Annotated in this window: 15 protein-coding genes, 19 tRNA genes, 1 rRNA gene and 1 pseudogene; 31 read left to right on the top strand and 5 right to left on the bottom strand. The window is 44.5% G+C overall.

The genetic code is table 11. The features are described from left to right. Window positions 1–305 precede the first annotated feature (305 nt). The 20 genes from rrf (at window position 306) to N693_RS0118530 (ending at window position 2,191) form a co-directional block, all read left to right on the top strand. Window positions 306–421, top strand: a 5S ribosomal RNA gene (rrf, locus tag N693_RS0118625). Window positions 422–444: 23 nt separating this feature from the next. Beyond that, a tRNA-Val gene (locus N693_RS0118620) sits at window positions 445–520 on the top strand. Between the two features lie 8 nt (window positions 521–528). After that, window positions 529–604 (top strand) — tRNA-Thr (locus N693_RS0118615). An 8-nt stretch (window positions 605–612) separates the two neighbouring features. Beyond that, a tRNA-Lys gene (locus tag N693_RS0118610) sits at window positions 613–688 on the top strand. Window positions 689–722: 34 nt separating this feature from the next. Continuing rightward, window positions 723–804 (top strand) — tRNA-Leu (locus tag N693_RS0118605). Between the two features lie 8 nt (window positions 805–812). Continuing rightward, window positions 813–887, top strand: a tRNA-Gly gene (locus tag N693_RS0118600). Between the two features lie 38 nt (window positions 888–925). After that, window positions 926–1,002 (top strand) — tRNA-Arg (locus tag N693_RS0118595). 25 nt (window positions 1,003–1,027) lie between these two features. After that, a tRNA-Pro gene (locus N693_RS0118590) sits at window positions 1,028–1,104 on the top strand. Window positions 1,105–1,115: 11 nt separating this feature from the next. Next, a tRNA-Ala gene (locus N693_RS0118585) sits at window positions 1,116–1,191 on the top strand. A 22-nt stretch (window positions 1,192–1,213) separates the two neighbouring features. After that, window positions 1,214–1,287, top strand: a tRNA-Met gene (locus tag N693_RS0118580). 6 nt (window positions 1,288–1,293) lie between these two features. After that, window positions 1,294–1,370: transfer RNA gene (locus N693_RS0118575), tRNA-Ile, on the top strand. Window positions 1,371–1,388: 18 nt separating this feature from the next. Next, a tRNA-Ser gene (locus N693_RS0118570) sits at window positions 1,389–1,481 on the top strand. A gap of 33 nt (window positions 1,482–1,514) precedes the next feature. Then, window positions 1,515–1,589 (top strand) — tRNA-Met (locus tag N693_RS0118565). A gap of 3 nt (window positions 1,590–1,592) precedes the next feature. Next, a tRNA-Asp gene (locus N693_RS0118560) sits at window positions 1,593–1,668 on the top strand. Window positions 1,669–1,701: 33 nt separating this feature from the next. Beyond that, window positions 1,702–1,777: transfer RNA gene (locus N693_RS0118555), tRNA-Phe, on the top strand. Window positions 1,778–1,782: 5 nt separating this feature from the next. Next, window positions 1,783–1,856: transfer RNA gene (locus N693_RS0118550), tRNA-Gly, on the top strand. A gap of 4 nt (window positions 1,857–1,860) precedes the next feature. After that, window positions 1,861–1,934: transfer RNA gene (locus tag N693_RS0118545), tRNA-Ile, on the top strand. A 4-nt stretch (window positions 1,935–1,938) separates the two neighbouring features. Continuing rightward, window positions 1,939–2,013: transfer RNA gene (locus tag N693_RS0118540), tRNA-Asn, on the top strand. Between the two features lie 6 nt (window positions 2,014–2,019). Then, window positions 2,020–2,110 (top strand) — tRNA-Ser (locus tag N693_RS0118535). A gap of 9 nt (window positions 2,111–2,119) precedes the next feature. Then, window positions 2,120–2,191: transfer RNA gene (locus N693_RS0118530), tRNA-Glu, on the top strand. 44 nt (window positions 2,192–2,235) lie between these two features. On the opposite strand, the gene N693_RS0118525 is transcribed toward N693_RS0118530, so the two are convergent. Then, window positions 2,236–2,970 carry a TraR/DksA C4-type zinc finger protein gene (locus N693_RS0118525; protein ID WP_025786356.1) on the bottom strand — a complete coding sequence of 245 codons (735 nt, stop codon included), beginning with the start codon at window positions 2,968–2,970 and terminating at the stop codon, window positions 2,236–2,238. Window positions 2,971–3,183: 213 nt separating this feature from the next. Further along, window positions 3,184–4,101: a 1,4-dihydroxy-2-naphthoate polyprenyltransferase gene (locus tag N693_RS0118520; RefSeq protein ID WP_025786355.1), complete on the bottom strand. Its 918-nt coding sequence runs from the start codon at window positions 4,099–4,101 to the stop codon at window positions 3,184–3,186. A 157-nt stretch (window positions 4,102–4,258) separates the two neighbouring features. Here N693_RS0118520 and N693_RS0118515 point away from each other — a divergent pair, with 157 nt between their 5' ends. The 5 genes from N693_RS0118515 (at window position 4,259) to N693_RS0118495 (ending at window position 10,519) form a co-directional block, all read left to right on the top strand. Further along, window positions 4,259–5,647: an isochorismate synthase MenF gene (locus N693_RS0118515; RefSeq protein ID WP_025786354.1), complete on the top strand. Its 1,389-nt coding sequence runs from the start codon at window positions 4,259–4,261 to the stop codon at window positions 5,645–5,647. Beyond that, on the top strand, window positions 5,640–7,358 hold the full coding sequence (menD, locus tag N693_RS0118510) for a 2-succinyl-5-enolpyruvyl-6-hydroxy-3-cyclohexene-1-carboxylic-acid synthase (RefSeq protein ID WP_025786353.1): 1,719 nt from the start codon (window positions 5,640–5,642) through the stop codon (window positions 7,356–7,358). Before N693_RS0118515 ends, menD begins: the two co-directional genes overlap by 8 nt. After that, window positions 7,348–8,172, top strand: coding sequence for a 2-succinyl-6-hydroxy-2,4-cyclohexadiene-1-carboxylate synthase (menH, locus tag N693_RS0118505; protein ID WP_025786352.1), 825 nt, complete (start codon window positions 7,348–7,350; stop codon window positions 8,170–8,172). The genes menD and menH overlap by 11 nt, the downstream gene beginning before the upstream one ends. 17 nt (window positions 8,173–8,189) lie before the next feature. Next, the gene (gene menB / locus N693_RS0118500) at window positions 8,190–9,008 is read left to right on the top strand and encodes a 1,4-dihydroxy-2-naphthoyl-CoA synthase (RefSeq protein ID WP_025786351.1); all 819 of its coding nucleotides are present in this window, start codon (window positions 8,190–8,192) and stop codon (window positions 9,006–9,008) included. A 62-nt stretch (window positions 9,009–9,070) separates the two neighbouring features. Then, a complete protein-coding gene (locus N693_RS0118495) occupies window positions 9,071–10,519 on the top strand; it encodes an o-succinylbenzoate--CoA ligase (protein ID WP_025786350.1) in 1,449 nt (482 codons plus the stop codon). Between the two features lie 50 nt (window positions 10,520–10,569). Here the strand turns inward: N693_RS0118495 and N693_RS0118490 are convergent, their stop codons facing one another. Together N693_RS0118490 and yidD are read right to left on the bottom strand one after the other, a co-directional pair. Further along, on the bottom strand, window positions 10,570–11,541 hold the full coding sequence (locus N693_RS0118490; protein WP_025786349.1) for a metal ABC transporter solute-binding protein, Zn/Mn family: 972 nt from the start codon (window positions 11,539–11,541) through the stop codon (window positions 10,570–10,572). Window positions 11,542–11,633: 92 nt separating this feature from the next. After that, window positions 11,634–11,861 (bottom strand): membrane protein insertion efficiency factor YidD, encoded by a 228-nt coding sequence (gene yidD / locus N693_RS0118485; protein WP_025786348.1) that lies wholly within the window; start codon window positions 11,859–11,861, stop codon window positions 11,634–11,636. A gap of 102 nt (window positions 11,862–11,963) precedes the next feature. Here yidD and N693_RS0118480 point away from each other — a divergent pair, with 102 nt between their 5' ends. The 6 genes from N693_RS0118480 (at window position 11,964) to N693_RS0118455 (ending at window position 15,777) form a co-directional block, all read left to right on the top strand. Beyond that, window positions 11,964–12,413, top strand: a complete 450-nt coding sequence (locus N693_RS0118480; protein ID WP_025786347.1) for a Dps family protein — start codon at window positions 11,964–11,966, stop codon at window positions 12,411–12,413. A gap of 61 nt (window positions 12,414–12,474) precedes the next feature. Next, on the top strand, window positions 12,475–12,648 hold the full coding sequence (locus N693_RS20085) for a putative motility protein (RefSeq protein WP_081760290.1): 174 nt from the start codon (window positions 12,475–12,477) through the stop codon (window positions 12,646–12,648). Window positions 12,649–12,779: 131 nt separating this feature from the next. Further along, on the top strand, window positions 12,780–14,123 hold the full coding sequence (locus N693_RS0118470) for an NAD-dependent malic enzyme (RefSeq protein ID WP_025786346.1): 1,344 nt from the start codon (window positions 12,780–12,782) through the stop codon (window positions 14,121–14,123). A gap of 36 nt (window positions 14,124–14,159) precedes the next feature. Next, entirely contained in the window at window positions 14,160–14,510 is a 351-nt protein-coding gene (locus N693_RS0118465) for a hypothetical protein (protein ID WP_025786345.1), read from the top strand. 33 nt (window positions 14,511–14,543) lie between these two features. Further along, window positions 14,544–14,999 carry an NUDIX domain-containing protein gene (locus N693_RS0118460; RefSeq protein ID WP_025786344.1) on the top strand — a complete coding sequence of 152 codons (456 nt, stop codon included), beginning with the start codon at window positions 14,544–14,546 and terminating at the stop codon, window positions 14,997–14,999. Continuing rightward, window positions 14,989–15,777: a S9 family peptidase gene (locus tag N693_RS0118455; protein ID WP_025786343.1), complete on the top strand. Its 789-nt coding sequence runs from the start codon at window positions 14,989–14,991 to the stop codon at window positions 15,775–15,777. Before N693_RS0118460 ends, N693_RS0118455 begins: the two co-directional genes overlap by 11 nt. A 465-nt stretch (window positions 15,778–16,242) precedes the next feature. On the opposite strand, the pseudogene N693_RS20080 reads toward N693_RS0118455, so the two are convergent. Beyond that, window positions 16,243–16,383: pseudogene (locus tag N693_RS20080) on the bottom strand (IS5/IS1182 family transposase); the annotation flags it as partial. Window positions 16,384–16,492: the final 109 nt, after the last annotated feature.

Raw genomic sequence — 16,492 nt, 5'->3', positions numbered from 1 at the left:
TACTAATCGATCGAGGACTTAACCTAAAAAGCGGAGACGACCGTTTTGATGCGATAAGCATAAGACGAATCGATGAAGTGGCGATCTTTGCCACGTAGACGAGTCGACTTATGATCTCGAGCATCAGGGAGTCGGAGCTGGATTGAAGCGACCGCACAAGTTAAAGAATTGTTAGATTGTTTTGAGTTTCAATGTTGGTTTTATCCAGTTTTGAATGAACAAAAGTTCTTTCAAAAAAGTATTGCATTCTACATAAGATATAGTGTATAATAGTAAATGTCCTTGAAACAGGATAAGCACACTTGTCTGGTAATGATGGCGAAGAGGTCACACCCGTTCCCATACCGAACACGGAAGTTAAGTTCTTCAGCGCCGATGGTAGTAGGGGGCTTCCCCCTGTGAGAGTAGGACGTTGCCAGGCAAGCGCAGTAATGCGTGATATATGGAGGATTAGCTCAGCTGGGAGAGCATCTGCCTTACAAGCAGAGGGTCGGCGGTTCGAGCCCGTCATCCTCCACCATACTTTGTGCCGGTGTAGCTCAACTGGTAGAGCAACTGACTTGTAATCAGTAGGTTGAGGGTTCAAGTCCTTTCGCCGGCACCACTTAGTACGAGCCATTAGCTCAGTTGGTAGAGCATCTGACTTTTAATCAGAGGGTCGCAGGTTCGAATCCTGCATGGCTCACCATTTATTTTAAATGTTTTGAGAGCTACAATAATATGCGGGTGTGGCGGAATTGGCAGACGCGCTAGACTTAGGATCTAGTGCCTTCGGGCGTGGGGGTTCAAGTCCCTTCACCCGCATCACCTATGCGGAAGTAGTTCAGTGGTAGAATACGACCTTGCCAAGGTCGGGGTCGCGGGTTCGAATCCCGTCTTCCGCTCCACTGTAATTCACTACGCATAACTTATAAGTATTATATATGCGCCCGTAGCTCAATTGGATAGAGCGTCTGACTACGGATCAGAAGGTTGTGGATTCGACTTCTGCCGGGCGCGCCATTTTTATAAACGTTAGATTTAGACTCGGGAAGTAGCTCAGCTTGGTAGAGCACTTGGTTTGGGACCAAGGGGTCGCAGGTTCGAATCCTGTCTTCCCGACCATCTTTTAAAGAGGGGCCTTAGCTCAGCTGGGAGAGCGCCTGCCTTGCACGCAGGAGGTCAGCGGTTCGATCCCGCTAGGCTCCACCAAAATTATTACAATCCATTTCTTGGCGGCGTAGCTCAGCTGGCTAGAGCGTACGGTTCATACCCGTGAGGTCGGGGGTTCGATCCCCTCTGCCGCCATCCAAAGGACCTTTAGCTCAGTTGGTTAGAGCAGACGGCTCATAACCGTCCGGTCGCAGGTTCGAGTCCTGCAAGGTCCACCAGTATTGCTTTTATCGTACGGAGGTATACCCAAGTTCGGCTGAAGGGATCGGTCTTGAAAACCGACAGGGGTGTCAAAACCCGCGGGGGTTCGAATCCCTCTACCTCCTCCATTTTTACTTGTTGTGTTTCTTGAATATCATTATCGCGGGGTGGAGCAGTGGTAGCTCGTCGGGCTCATAACCCGAAGGTCACAGGTTCAAATCCTGTCCCCGCAACCAAATGGTCCCGTGGTGTAGCGGTTAACATGCCTGCCTGTCACGCAGGAGATCGCCGGTTCGATCCCGGTCGGGACCGCCATTTCTTTTAATACATAGTCTATTAACACTATGTGGCTCAGTAGCTCAGTCGGTAGAGCAAAGGACTGAAAATCCTTGTGTCGGCGGTTCGATTCCGTCCTGAGCCACCATTTATGCGGGTGTAGTTTAGTGGTAAAACCTCAGCCTTCCAAGCTGATGATGAGGGTTCGATTCCCTTCACCCGCTCCATATTGGGCCTATAGCTCAGCTGGTTAGAGCGCACGCCTGATAAGCGTGAGGTCGGTGGTTCGAGTCCACTTAGGCCCACTATTCCGCAGTAGCTCAGTGGTAGAGCAATCGGCTGTTAACCGATCGGTCGTAGGTTCGAGTCCTACCTGCGGAGCCATATTACGGGGAAGTACTCAAGTGGCTCAAGAGGCGCCCCTGCTAAGGGTGTAGATCGCGAAAGCGGTGCGAGGGTTCGAATCCCTCCTTCTCCGCCATATTTGTTTGGCCCCTTGGTCAAGCGGTTAAGACACCGCCCTTTCACGGCGGTAACACGGGTTCGAATCCCGTAGGGGTCATACATAAAAGTTCCTAGTTGCGATAGCGCAACTAGGAACTTTTTTTATGATTCGTTATCGATGTAACTGTCTTTACGGCGATATGGGATGTCGCCTAGTTCTGATTCCAGTCCTTCCTCGTCCAGTTCCTCTTCATACGCTAATGTTGTATCTCCACGAATGACTCCAGAAGGTTCACCCTCCAAGTTACTTGTTGCGATCACATCAATATCCTCTGTACTTCCGTCTTCAATTGAAGTGTCGTATAACGATTCATAGTCATCATGGTCTCCGGTAAAATCAGAAGGAGTTTCTGAAGTTCCGGATTTTGCGATTTCTTCAAAGCTGTCGATGGGATCTCTGTACCCATCATCTTGTCTATCCGAAAATGTATTAGGATTAGCCATCTTCAACAAATCGTCCTCTACAGGACGATCGTCGGGAACATCTTGAACAGCGTCATCTACACAGAAGGTAGTGTAGGGCACTGCTTCTAACCGTTCGTAGGGGATTTCTTTACCACATTTTTCACATACTCCGTATGAACCTTCTTTCATCCTTTTCAATGCATGCTGGACCTTTTCAAGCTCTTCACTAGCATGCACATTCAATGCTCTGTCCTTTTCGCGATCATATAACTCCGTTCCCATGTCGGCAGGGTGGTTATCGTAAGTGGACAGCTCACCGATTTCTTCTTGTGGACTTTCTTCTACATCGGTTCTTTCTTCAGTCATGGTTAGCTGATCCTGTAGACGGAGTAGCTCTTTTTTCAATGTTGTCGTTTGTTCTTTTGTTAGCATTACGTTCACGTCCTTTATGGATTTACGTTCTAGTATGATTCAGAACAGCAAAATTACTAGTGCTTGAGCTGTTAATTCAATGATTTCCTTTTTCGCGGAGTTGTTAAACCTTTTGAATTCCATTTGACGATAAATGTGATTTGCCCCACAAATAAAGAGGCTAATACAGAAATCAGTTTTCACTGACTCTGTATAGCCTCATGTAATTGGTCATTATTTAGTTGTGAGATGCCCAATTAGTAACCCGATCGCGAGTAACAAACAAAAGAATGTATTTGTTTGAGCGGTGTATTTCATAGCAGGCATTACCTGTAGAGGGAGCTCGAAATTTTTAAAGATTTTAATTGCGTTAATGGGTTTTTTTACACAAAGAATGACAAGGAGACTCCAAGGTGTCAATCCTCCAAAAAGAACTAACGCAATAATCCATGCGAATGCGAGGATAAAGAATCCACTTTGAATGCGAATTGCAGATGGTCGTCCAAACAAAATGGCTAGTGTTTTTCTACCACCTTTTTTATCGCCTTCCAAATCACGGATGTTGTTTGCCATCATGATTGCAGCTACAAGCAATACACTTGGGATGGACAGTAAAACAGCGCGTTCTGACACAGTTCCAGTCTGTATGTAGAATGCAATCAAGACCAACAGCATTCCCATGACGATTCCAGAAAATAGTTCACCAAGTGGAGTGTACGCTATTGGATAAGGTCCTCCTGTGTAGAAGTAGCCGATAGCCATTGAAATTAAACCGACGACTGCAATCCACCAAGATGACTGCATACAGATATATACACCTAAAAGAATCGAAACGCCATATAGGAGCAGTGCCAAATTTAAAATCGTCTTCGGATTTACTTTATTGCGTACGATTGTTCCGCCAATGCCGACAGAATCTTCCGTATCGAGTCCACGTTTAAAATCGTAGTACTCGTTAAACATATTGGTAGCCATTTGAATGAAAACACTCGCAAGTAACATGGCAGCGAATAACAGGAAGTCTAGTTGTCCGAATGGCAACGCAAGCATCGTGCCAAGGAACACAGGAGCAAAAGCTGCAGTCAATGTATGTGGACGAGTTAGCTGCCACCACATTCTCCAACCAGTTTCAATCTTAATAGTATCTTGCATTTCGTTCTCTCCTTCGTTTAAACATGCAAGTCTTATTGTACTCTATTCGGCACAAATACGGAATCCTTCAGGTTCTTAAAAATGCGCAGTAGCCCGATTTCCGGTATAATGGATATAGAATTGGCACCAAGAGTTTGCCACATGAGGAGAGAATACTATGAATCGGAAGCTTACGGACTTGCCTAGCCGAGAAAAAACGGCAGCTATGCCGCATGTCCGCTTCTTTACAGAAACTATTGAGGCGGGCGGAATATCACCGCTGTCTTTTTTTGAGGCAGGGGCGTTTATCCATGATTCTCATCGTTTTTATTGGGAAAATGCATCTAAAACGATGACGCTTGTCGGAATTGGACATGCGTTGACGATAACAGATGAACCTGGAACTGATCGCTTTGATACGATTGAATCCAAATGGAAACACTATTGTGATGCACTTATTAAAGAAGACAAAGATATGGATCCTGTGTTGTTCGGAGGATTTTCTTTTGAGGAAAAACACTCATCCATTCCTTCAGAGTGGGAAAATTTCCCGAATGCTCTTTTTGCTGTGCCTACATTCCAGTTGAAGATAGAAAATGGAAAAACCCTAGTTGCGATAAATTTAATCTCTGAGGAAACTGAAACGGCTCTCCAGTTTGAAGCGCTTCGCAAGCAACGTGACCAACTTATCCATATGGCACAAGTGCAGGAATCTGTATCAACAGAAAAGCCATTGCTGGTATCGATGGAGGAACTTCGTAAAGAGCACTATTTAAAAGCTGTTCAACGAATTACAGAGAAGATTCAAATGGGGGAAGCTGAAAAAGTAGTCATCGCTCGGAAATTGGCTCTGCAATTTGAGCAACCGATTCCACCGGTAGCTGCACTTCAATCTGTTGCTAACGAACAACGGGACAGTTACAATTTTGGGCTTGAGAATGGTTCACAGTTCTTTTTCGGTGCCACTCCTGAACGGCTGATCGAAATAAAAGACGGACAAGCTTTTTCTGCATGTGTTGCTGGATCCATTAAGCGGGGAAGCAATGCAGACGAGGATCAGCAATTAGGAAATGAATTGCTCGGAGACAAAAAGAACAGAGAAGAACACCAATACGTGGTCGATATGATTACTGGCGTATTCGACTTGCTCTGTGCTTCCTATACAGCTGCAACACGACCTAAGTTGATGAAAGTTCGAGACATCCAACATTTGCATACACCGGTTCAAGGTCAATTGGGAGCTGAAAGTAGTATCTTCCAATTCGTAAAAGCACTTCATCCGACTCCTGCGCTTGGGGGTGTTCCAACACCGGTCGCTAGGAAACTGATTCGTCAGGAAGAAGATCTCGATCGGGGATATTACGCTGCTCCGGTTGGCTGGACAGATGTATCTGGAAACGGTGAATTTGCGGTGGCTATACGTTCGGCATTACTGGAACAGAAGAACGCATGGTTATATGCTGGCGGAGGGATTGTTGCAGACTCGGAACCCTCTCAGGAATACGAAGAGACCTGGGTGAAATTCAGACCGATGTTACGTGCACTTGGAGGTTCGCTAAATGGATAATCGTAAAACGTTAACGAATCATGTGAGAAGAATGGCAGAGGGTCTTGTCAAAATGGGAGTAATGCATGCGGTCATAAGTCCGGGATCGCGTTCAACTCCACTTGCATACGCGCTCGCTTCCACAGAACAAGTAGATGTCCACTTGCACGTAGACGAACGTTCTGCTGGATTCTTCGCACTTGGGTTAGCGAAAGCGACGCAGATACCAGTTGTTTTGTTATGTACATCAGGCACAGCCGCATCTAACTATCATCCAGCAGTAACAGAAGCGTATTATGCTCGGGTCCCACTGATTGTAATCACAGCGGATCGACCACACGAATTACGTGATGTCGGTGCACCACAAGCTATTCGTCAAATGGGGATGTTTGGTCCGCACGTTAAATATGACGTGGATCTACCTATACCTGAGAATTCGGCTACAGTCGATGACTTTTTAGATCGACAAATTGCTCGTGCTATAGGCATAGCAGTCACTGAACCTAAGGGGCCGGTCCATCTAAATGCCCCATTCCGGGAGCCGTTGTTAATCGATTTCGAGCAAGAACTACCGACAGTTACGTTCATGGAGCGGATTGCTGGTCATACGTCACTGACAACTGAGCAGAAGAATCAGGTGAGTGACCTAATCGGTTCCGCAGCACGTGGAGTTCTAGTCGTAGGGGAATGTCTTCCAGGATTTGATAAAAAACAGGTTTGGAAATTCGCGAAGAGCATGAATTGGCCGGTAATTTGCGATCCGTTATCCAATTTGCGATCTGAAGTTCCAGATGATTGTCGTCATTTATGCATTGACGCTTACGATGCATTGCTAAAAAACGAATCCTTTGCAGCTCAAGCAGAACCTGATGCGGTCATTCGAATTGGGCCACAACCTGTTTCTAAACCGTTAACGTTATTTTTGAAGAAGGTCCGACCACAAACATTTATTGTTGTGGATGAATCCCCAATTTTCCGTGATCCGCTCGGTATTGCAACGCACCATTTGCAAGTGAGTGCGATCGAAGTACTGTCTGTTGAGGCTACCGCTCATCAAGAGGCATCTTATACTGAGGTATGGAGTAAAGCAAACGAACTCGCTGGAGAAATGACTGCGCGTTATCAGAGTGAGGACGTTCATGAGGGTGACTATGTTCGCACGTTACTAGCTTCGTTACCAAATGGTAGTGACCTGATTAGTGGGAGTAGTATGCCGATTCGGGATTTAGACACCTATTTCCGCAAGACGGACAAGGATATCGAGATCTTTTCAAATCGCGGAGCTAACGGGATTGATGGAGTTGTTTCGACGGCTCTCGGTATTCAAACAGCCCGGAAGCGACCGGCTTGGCTTCTAATTGGAGATTTGTCGTTCATGCATGATGTGAATGGGTTACTGATCTCTCGCATGCAGACGATGGATTTAACCATTATTGTGAGCAATAATGATGGTGGCGGCATTTTCTCTTACTTGCCTCAAGCATCGATTCCAAATCATTTTGAACAACTCTTTGGAACGCCAACCGGTTTGACATTTGCACCGATTGCAGAGATGTATGGCATTCAATATGATTCGGTTTCATCAATAGAACAGCTGGAAGGTCAATTAGCGGAAGAGAAGACATCTCCTCTGCGGATCATCGAGATGATTTCAGTTCGAGACCAAAATGTGCAGGCACATCGTGAATTATGGAGTGCGATAGGAGAGGAGCTCGAACGTAATGGGTTCTGAGCGGATTACAGTCAATGGCCATACAATGCATGTGCAACGTAACGGTGATCCTTCTCTTCCAGTTGTGGTATTCCTTCATGGATTTACGGGTAGCATAGCTACGTGGCGCACAATCAGGTCACTTCTTGAAGGGAAGGTTCACGCTGTTGCAATCGATCTGTGGGGACATGGGTTTTCAGACAAACCTGAGAACAGTGCCGACTATTCAATGGAGAGACAGACTGAAGATCTAGAGCAATTGTTCAACCAATTGGAGCTAACAAAGTTCACATTAGTCGGCTATTCCATGGGCGGTCGAACGGCGTTAGGGTACGCGACATCTTTCCCTAAGCGGATTCAACAACTAGTCCTGGAGAGTGCTTCGCCCGGCCTTAAAACGGAAGCAGAGCGTTCTGAACGAAAGCAACGGGATGCTAAATTAGCGAAGCGACTTCTGCACGAACCTTTCGTGGATTTCGTAGATTTCTGGGAGAACCTAGCCTTGTTCGACACTCAGAAGTCCATGTCAGCAGAACAAATAGAAGAAGTGCGCAAGGAACGGCTGAGTCAAGAGCCTCAAGGCTTAGCAAACAGTCTGATTGGTATCGGGACAGGTAGCCAGCCTTCTTACTGGGAAGTGCTTTCTAAGCAGATGTATCCTGTTATTCTTGTTACGGGATCCCTCGATTCAAAGTTTGAAACGATTGCTTTGGAAATGAAGAACTTACTGCCAAACGTCCAACATTTCTCTGTGGAAAATGCAGGGCATGCAATCCACGTGGAAAAACCTGAAGAATTTGCTACAATAATAGATGAGATTGTAAAACAAAAATGATTTCTAGGAGGACAACCATGACACGACAATGGGAAACACTTCATACATACGAAGATATTAAGTATGAAAAGTACAATGGCATTGCGAAAGTGACGATCAATCGTCCAGAAGTACGAAATGCATTCCGTCCAAAAACGGTAATGGAAATGATTGATGCTTTTTCTCGTGCACGTGACGACGAAAGTATCGGAGTCATCGTTTTAACAGGAGAAGGCGAAAAAGCATTCTGTTCTGGTGGAGACCAGAAAGTACGCGGTCATGGCGGATACGTTGGTGATGACGAAATTCCACGTTTGAACGTACTTGACCTACAGCGTCTGATTCGTGTTATTCCAAAGCCAGTTGTTGCTATGGTTGCGGGCTACGCAATTGGCGGAGGCCACGTACTTCATGTCGTATGTGACTTAACGATTGCTGCAGACAATGCGATCTTTGGCCAAACAGGACCTAAAGTAGGTTCGTTCGATGCTGGATACGGGTCAGGTTACCTCGCACGTATTATCGGACATAAGAAAGCACGTGAAATTTGGTACTTGTGCCGTCAATACAATGCACAAGATGCATTAGATATGGGATTAGTTAATACAGTTGTTCCTTACGAGCAACTTGAAGATGAAACCGTTCAATGGTGTGAAGAAATGCTATCCATGAGCCCAACTGCACTTCGTTTCTTGAAAGCAGCGATGAATGCGGATACAGATGGATTAGCAGGACTTCAGCAATTGGCTGGCGACGCTACATTGTTGTACTACACATCAGACGAAGCGAAAGAAGGCCGCGATGCGTTCAAAGAAAAGCGTAAGCCGGACTTCGGTCAATTCCCACGATTCCCTTAATGATCATCAAACGAAAAGACTGCCTATTGGGCAGTTTTTTCTTTATGGAAAGGAGGCACAATATGATTCCCAATTGGTTATTAAAACGTGCTGCATTGACGCCCCATGCACCTGCATTGACTTTTCAAGGTCGAACATGGTCTTATCTTCATCTGAAAGAAGAGGCATTGGACAGAGCAGGGAAACTACGTTCACTTGGACTTGAACGAGGGAGCCGTATTGCCTTACTTGGAGGAACGTCTGCCGAGATGGCGCTGCTAATCCATGGCTGTCTGCTTGCAGGGGTAGAAATGGTGATGCTGAACGCAAGGCTGACAGCAGAGGAAATTGAGTATCAGCTGAAAGATTCACAAACGAAATTGCTCATCTGTGAAGAAGCTTTTCGCAAAGTAGCCGAACAGCAGGTTTGCCGGAGTATTGTTTATGATGAATTTCTTAAGCTGGAGCCAAAATCTTTGCAACTGGAGCAGGTGTGGGAAGAAGATCGGACGCTAACGATTATGTACACATCGGGAACGACAGGATTTCCAAAGGGAGTTCGTCAAACTGCAGAAAATCATACATCAAGTGCGCTATCTGCTGTTTTGAACAGCGGCCTGCATGATGGAGATGCATGGCTCCACATGATGCCCCTTTTTCATATTAGTGGCTTCTCTATTTTAGCGAGAGCCGTTTTGTATGGCTCCGAAGTGAGGTTGTTTGAAAAATTTGATGCTGCAGTAGCGGCTGATGAAATTAGTAACGGACGTGTGTCGGGAATGTCTGTTGTGGCAGTCACACTCGAACGGTTACTAACAGTTATTGAAAACGACAAGTTGTCTGTACATCCGAAATTCCGCACACTTCTTGCGGGTGGCGGTCCCGTTCCTGTTAGCTATTTAAAGCGTGCAGAACAATGTGGACTCCCTGTATTACAAACGTACGGTATGACAGAAACTAGCTCACAGACAGCAACGCTTTCCGCTGAAGATGCATTACGAAAGCCAGGATCAGCAGGAAAACCGTTATTTTTCACAGATATCCAAATTGACGGAGCAAAAGAGCCATTTGTTAAAGGGGAAATTCTCATTAAGGGTCCGCACGTCACTAAAGGATATATAGGAAAGAATACGAGCACTCAAGCATTGCAAAATGGCTGGCTGCATTCTGGGGATATCGGGTACTTCGATGAAGAAGGCTTTTTGTTTGTCTCAGATCGACGGTCTGACCTAATCATTTCAGGTGGGGAGAACATCTATCCTGCTGAGATAGAGTCGGTGCTTGTGGAGCACCCAGAAGTGTTGGAGGCAGGCGTGTGTGCGATGCAAAGCGACGAATGGGGAGCAGTTCCCGCAGCGTTTATCGTTCTGCGATCACCGATTCCAGTTGAGAGCCTACGCGAGTTTTGCCAAAATAGGCTAGCGTCTTATAAAGTTCCGAAAGCCTTTCAATTTGTCGATGAATTACCTCGAAACGCATCGAACAAATTAATGAGGAAGGAACTTCGCGAAAGGTTAACTATGGATAATTAAAAAAGCTAGGGGAGGAAGGGGACAATATTTCCCTTCCAACCTCTAGCTTTTTAATTAAGTGCTTCAGACAACACTTGAATATTGCGTTTCATCAAAGAAAAATAATCCTCTTCGTTGGCAATATCTTCTTTTGTTAGTACAGACAAATTATGAAGAATGGCGGAGTCTGCACCAATTTCATTTTGGACTACTTTAGTCAGTTTAGAGCTCACGTTTTGTTCAAAAAGAATCGTTTTCACATGATCCTCTTTCGCTTCAGCCACAATATGCGCGAGTTCCTTTTGGGAAGGCTCGTTTTGTGTGTTGAGACCAGCAATGGAAATTTGCTCTAATCCGTATTCATTAGCTAGATAGCCGAAAGCGGCATGCGAAACAAAGAATTTTTTTGAAGTGGCCTGATCTGCCATGGTTGCAAATTCTTTATCCAATGATTCTAAATCGCTTTTCAATGCTTCGAAGTTCTTCTCATACAGTTCTTTGTTCTCTGGAGCTTGCTCTGTAAGCCCATCTCGAACTGCTTTAGCTAAATCCATGCTCAGAACAGGAGAAATCCATACGTGGGGATCGGTATTGCCCTCTGAATGGCGTTCCCCTTCATGTTCGTGCCTGTGTTCGTCACCATCCGAATCATGATGATGACCTCCCATTAGCTTGGAGGGATCGATATGATCACCAGTAGGAAGTAATGTGACGTGTTGATTTTTTAATGTTTTTTCTGCATTTTCCACAAAACCTTCAAGTCCAAGCCCCACATAGAAAAACAGATCTGCATCTGCCAGTTTCATCATTTCTTTTTGAGTCGGATCGAAAGAGTGCTCATCGGTTCCTGCTGGGTAAATCGATTTTACAGAAACTGTGTCTCCACCAATTCGTTCTGTAAAATATTGTAGGGGATAAACTGTAGTATAGACGTCGAGTTTTCCATTTTCTGATTTACTTCCATTCGAATCATCTTTTTTCCCACAAGCCCCAAGTACGAGTGTGAGAAGGAGAAGTCCTATTAGTATTCGTTTGCGTGTCATCTGGCTAAATCCTCCAATGCGTAATCATTACGATTTAAAAAGTACTTCTTCATCATACTAAATGGAGAAGCACTTGACAACTGAAAGAGTTATTAGACTTTTTCTTTCTTGGCGGGAACAGGGTCAAATCCACCTTTATGGAAAGGATGGCACTTTGAAATCCGGACAATAGTAAGCCACAAGCCTTTAATGACACCATGCGTTTCGACTGCTTCCACTCCATAATGTGAGCAGGTAGGATAGAATCTACAAGATGGCGGAGTTAGTGGAGAAATCATTTTTTGATAAAAGCGAATGAGCAACAGGACAATCTTTTTCATGTAAACCGCTCCTAACGTATTGTACGTTTAGTTTAAACCGTTACGTGGTAAAATAACAGAGAGACGTACTTGACTAAATTCCTGGAAAAGAGGTCGTTTTTTATGTCAGCAGAATTAATCAAAGAATTGAACACACAAGTATCCACCTGGTCAGTCATGTATACAAAATTGCATAACTATCACTGGTATGTAAAAGGAAAGCAGTTCTTCACATTGCACGCTAAATTTGAAGAACTCTATGACGAAGCTACACAACATATGGACGATATCGCTGAACGCGTTCTGACTCTTGGCGGCAAACCGACTGCCACGATGTCTGAGCATCTTACAGATTCTGTTGTAAAAGAAGCGAATGGTAGTGAAAAAGCGGAGCAAATGGTTGCAACAATTGTAGATGACTTCGATAAGATCATGAAATCATTGAAAACGGGCATGAAATTAGCTGGAGATGCTGGCGACTTCATGACCGAGGATTTGTTAAATGCAATCTATCAAGGTATTGAAAAACACCAATGGATGTTGAATGCATTCCTTGGTGAAGATAACAATTAAGAGATAATCCTTCATGACCATCTAGTCTGGCCGATAAATAGAAGGAGAGGAGCTGATTGTTTTGGATATTTCATCCATCATGTCTAGCCAATTGCGGAGTCTTCAATCGACTGTACAATTATCGATTTTGGACAAAGCAATGACTACAAATGCATCTGCAGCGACTGAAATGTTACAATCTTTGCCTGATGCCGCTCATCCTTTTAAAGGCTCAGCAGTAGATATCAAAGCTTAACTGACAATGCATCCTTCCACTTAGGGAGGATGCATTGTTTTTTCTATTTCATTGAACAACTGATTGTTGATGTGTAAAATAGGTCTGTGACTAAACTGTGAATATTCGATTCAGAAAAAGGAGAAATTAGTATGACAAATACACCCTATTTACGGAATTTGATAATTGAAACCCCTTCAAAACCTGGTAACTTCGCGAAAGTTGCGTATGCGATTGGCCAACTTGAAGGTGATATAGGTGATATCCAAACTATAAAAGTCGGTACATTGACTACAATCCGTGATGTTTCTGTCCAATGTAACGACGTCGAGCAATTGGAGAAAATTGTTGAGGCTATCAATGCAATCGGTGATGAGATTCAAGTACAGGCGATTTCCGATGATGTGCTGCGCGCGCATGAAGGTGGAAAGATACATATGAAAGGCAAAGTTGAAATCCGTTCGCTTGGCGATTTACGTCGTGTTTATACGCCGGGGGTAGCGAATGTGTGTAAGGTGATTGAAAAAGACCCACAGCAAGCACAGTTTTTCACAGGTATATCAAATACTGTGGCGATTGTAACTGATGGAACAGCTATTTTAGGATTGGGAAATATCGGACCTGTCGCAGGGATGCCAGTGATGGAAGGGAAAGCAGTATTGTTCGACCAGTTTGCGGGTATTAGCGGTATTCCAATTTTACTTGATACAAGTGACCCTGATCAGGTGGTAGAAACCGTGAAACATATCCATCAAGGATTTGGTGGGATTCTGTTAGAAGACATCGGTTCGCCTCATTGCTTCGAAATCGAAGAACGTTTGAAGGCCGAGCTCGATATTCCTGTTATGCACGATGATCAGCACGGAACTGCGGTCGTTGCTCTCGCTTCAACCCTTTCTGCTTGTCGCCAAGCAGGGGTTAAATTAGAAGACTCCGTAGTAGGTCAAATCGGATTGGGCGCAGCTGGACTTGCAATCAGTCGAATGATGATGGCCTATGGTGTTAAGAAGATGCAAGGTATTGACATGAATGAACAAGCGTTAGAACGCCTTGTGAAATACGGTGGTTCAACTGCTAACTCGTTGGAAGAGATTATGGCGACAAGTGATATCATTATTGCAACAACGGGCGTACAAGGGTTGATCAAACCGGAAATGGTTCGTCCGGGTCAAATTATTTTAGCACTATCGAATCCACATGCTGAAATTCAACCTGAAATTGCGCTTGAAGCAGGTGCTGCTTTTGCGGCAGATGGAAGACTTGTGAATAATGTTCTTGGATTCCCAGGGATTTTCCGCGGGGCATTAAATGCAAAAACGACTAAGATTACGTATGAAATGCTTATTGCAGCTGCACTTGCGATTGTGGATTCAACGAAACACGGGGATCTCGTGCCACATCCATTAGACCCAAATGTCCATCAAAACGTAGCGGATGCTGTTGAAAAAGTAGCTAATTTAAACTTGCAGAAAACACATGCACATACTCATGCCTAAGTGGTCCATACTACTTTAAAAAAGGTTGGGATTACTTTGGCAGATGGAAAATTTACAATGTATGTATCAGTCGCTCATCAACAAATCAATATCCATAAATTCGATTCACCTTATGAATATGTAGTGAATATTCCAAAGGAGTACATTGAAGTTTTTCATCACTTGTTTGACCAAACGCATGAATTGGAATTTACAAACTTTCTGAGATCCCATTTACCATACGTGCCTTATCATTATGATCGGGATAATCACAAAGTCGACTTACGATTATACAAAATGTATGCGCTAATCCATGAATTCACGGATGATGAATCCAAGGCATTCATTGAACAGCTACCATTTTTCAGACAGCCAGTTGTGAATTATAAAGGTGCTGGAAACATGTAAGTGGGGGATCAGCTAGATAGGGTGTGCATAGTGATGTTAACATTTGACGACCTAAAAGGAAGCCGCGTGGAGCTCGTTTTTGGGGAACAAGAATTAGAAGCTCGTCACGTACTTGTTGTGCTTAAGCACGAAGGTAAGTGGCTGCTGACTACTCATAAGATACGTGGAGTGGAGTTTCCAGGGGGCAAAGCCGAACACGGTGAAACGATTGAAGACGCTGCAATCCGAGAAGTAATGGAAGAAACAGGGGTAACCGTTAAGAATTTAGTGAAATTTGCTGAGTACGTCGTATATACTGAACCTCCATTTTGCAAAGCAGTATTTACAGCGGATGTTGTCGATATTGATGAAGACGCAGAACGTTTTGAAACGGACGGTGCTCTTTGGTTAACTGGAGTACAATTAGATGAATGCGATACCCTAAGCTTCCATATGAAAGATAAAGGGATGAGTGAACTTAGAAGTTGGGTCGAGCAGCATGTACACTAATGCTCAGATCATTTCGAAGAGAGCTTATCCATCACCGAATCCATTGGTAGACCTCACTGAAATCACATATTTCTCTGACGGGTTAAAAGTAAAAGGGATGCTTGCTGAACCGAGAGAAGCAGGAAGCTACGAAGGGCTCATTTATATGAGGGGAGGCATCCAGCACGTTGGGATGGCGCGTCCTGCACGCATTGCACAGTTCGCAAGCCAGGGGTTTGTCGTATTTGCTCCTTATTATCGCGGAAATCGTGGTGGAGAAGGGCGCGATGAATTTGCGGGTGCGGACCTTCAAGACGCGGTAAATGCGGTCGATGTTTTAAAGCAAAGTCCTAAATGGAAAGAAGGACGGGTTCATTTGTTTTCGTTCTCAAGGGGCGGTATCATGGCGCTCTGGACTGCCATTTTACGGGATGATATTACGTCCACCGTCCACTGGGCAGGTGTATCGGATGTTGTCTTTACGTATAAGGAGCGAGAAGATATGCGTCGGATGATGAAACGTGTAATAGGCGGCTCACCTAATAGTGCACCAGATGCATACCGAGAACGAACGGCACTGTTCAGAGTGGACGAGATTAACGCACCCGTACTCATCATCCACGGCATGAAAGACGAAAACGTATCATTTGAACAAGCTATCATGCTAGAGGACTCACTTCGAGAACATCAGAAAACCTATGAAACCTGGTATTTCCAAGACTATACCCATCACTTCCCATCGTGGCACAATGCACAAATTGTTAGGGATTTGACCAAGTGGATGTGCGCTCAACCATAAAAAAAGAACCTTCCTGTTTGGAAGGTTCTCAGACTGTATACAAAAGGGATGGAAATCGATTTGATTTCAATCCCTTTTGTCTTTTGGCATCGTTGACTCTGAAAATGAAGGATAACAGGCCGTTGATCTCCGTTCCGGACGGGCGCTTTCCGGGGGCTTGCCCTCAGCCTCCTCGTTGCTTCGCTACTGCGGGGTCTTCGCGCTGCGCTGATCCCCAGGAGTCGCCGTCCTTCACTTCATTCAACTGAACGTCCTTTGACACATTTACATCATTCAATCAAAGAATACAATCGGAGTGCTCCATGTCCAGTTGGTATGAATAACTAGATGTATCAGAAGACTTGAGACACCGATATGAAATCAAAGAAGTCTATGGAAATGTAAAGAGACAATTGAACTCGTTTTTGCAGATGCTTAGAAGAAGTAAGGTGTGGGATGGACAACCCGAAGATGCCTTAGAGTATTGAATGACATTTTATTGAGTACAACTGGATCTATGCTGGGTCTCCCAAATAGGGAATATAGATCTGCAACCAATGGATAAATGAAGGAAAAATCAATTGCTGCCTCTAATTTACGGACCAGATGGTATTGCGGAAATAACAGTTAGATTGTAAGCATCTCCATCAGTTCACGTTCTTTGATTTGATTCTTCATCATCATTTCCATTACCTCATTTGATAGTTGGAAGATACTGTTGATTGTAGCGGAGAGC

Source organism: Sporosarcina sp. D27 (genome assembly GCF_000586555.1).
Lineage (GTDB): Bacteria > Bacillota > Bacilli > Bacillales_A > Planococcaceae > Sporosarcina.
This window is presented reverse-complemented; position numbering and strand designations above follow the sequence as displayed.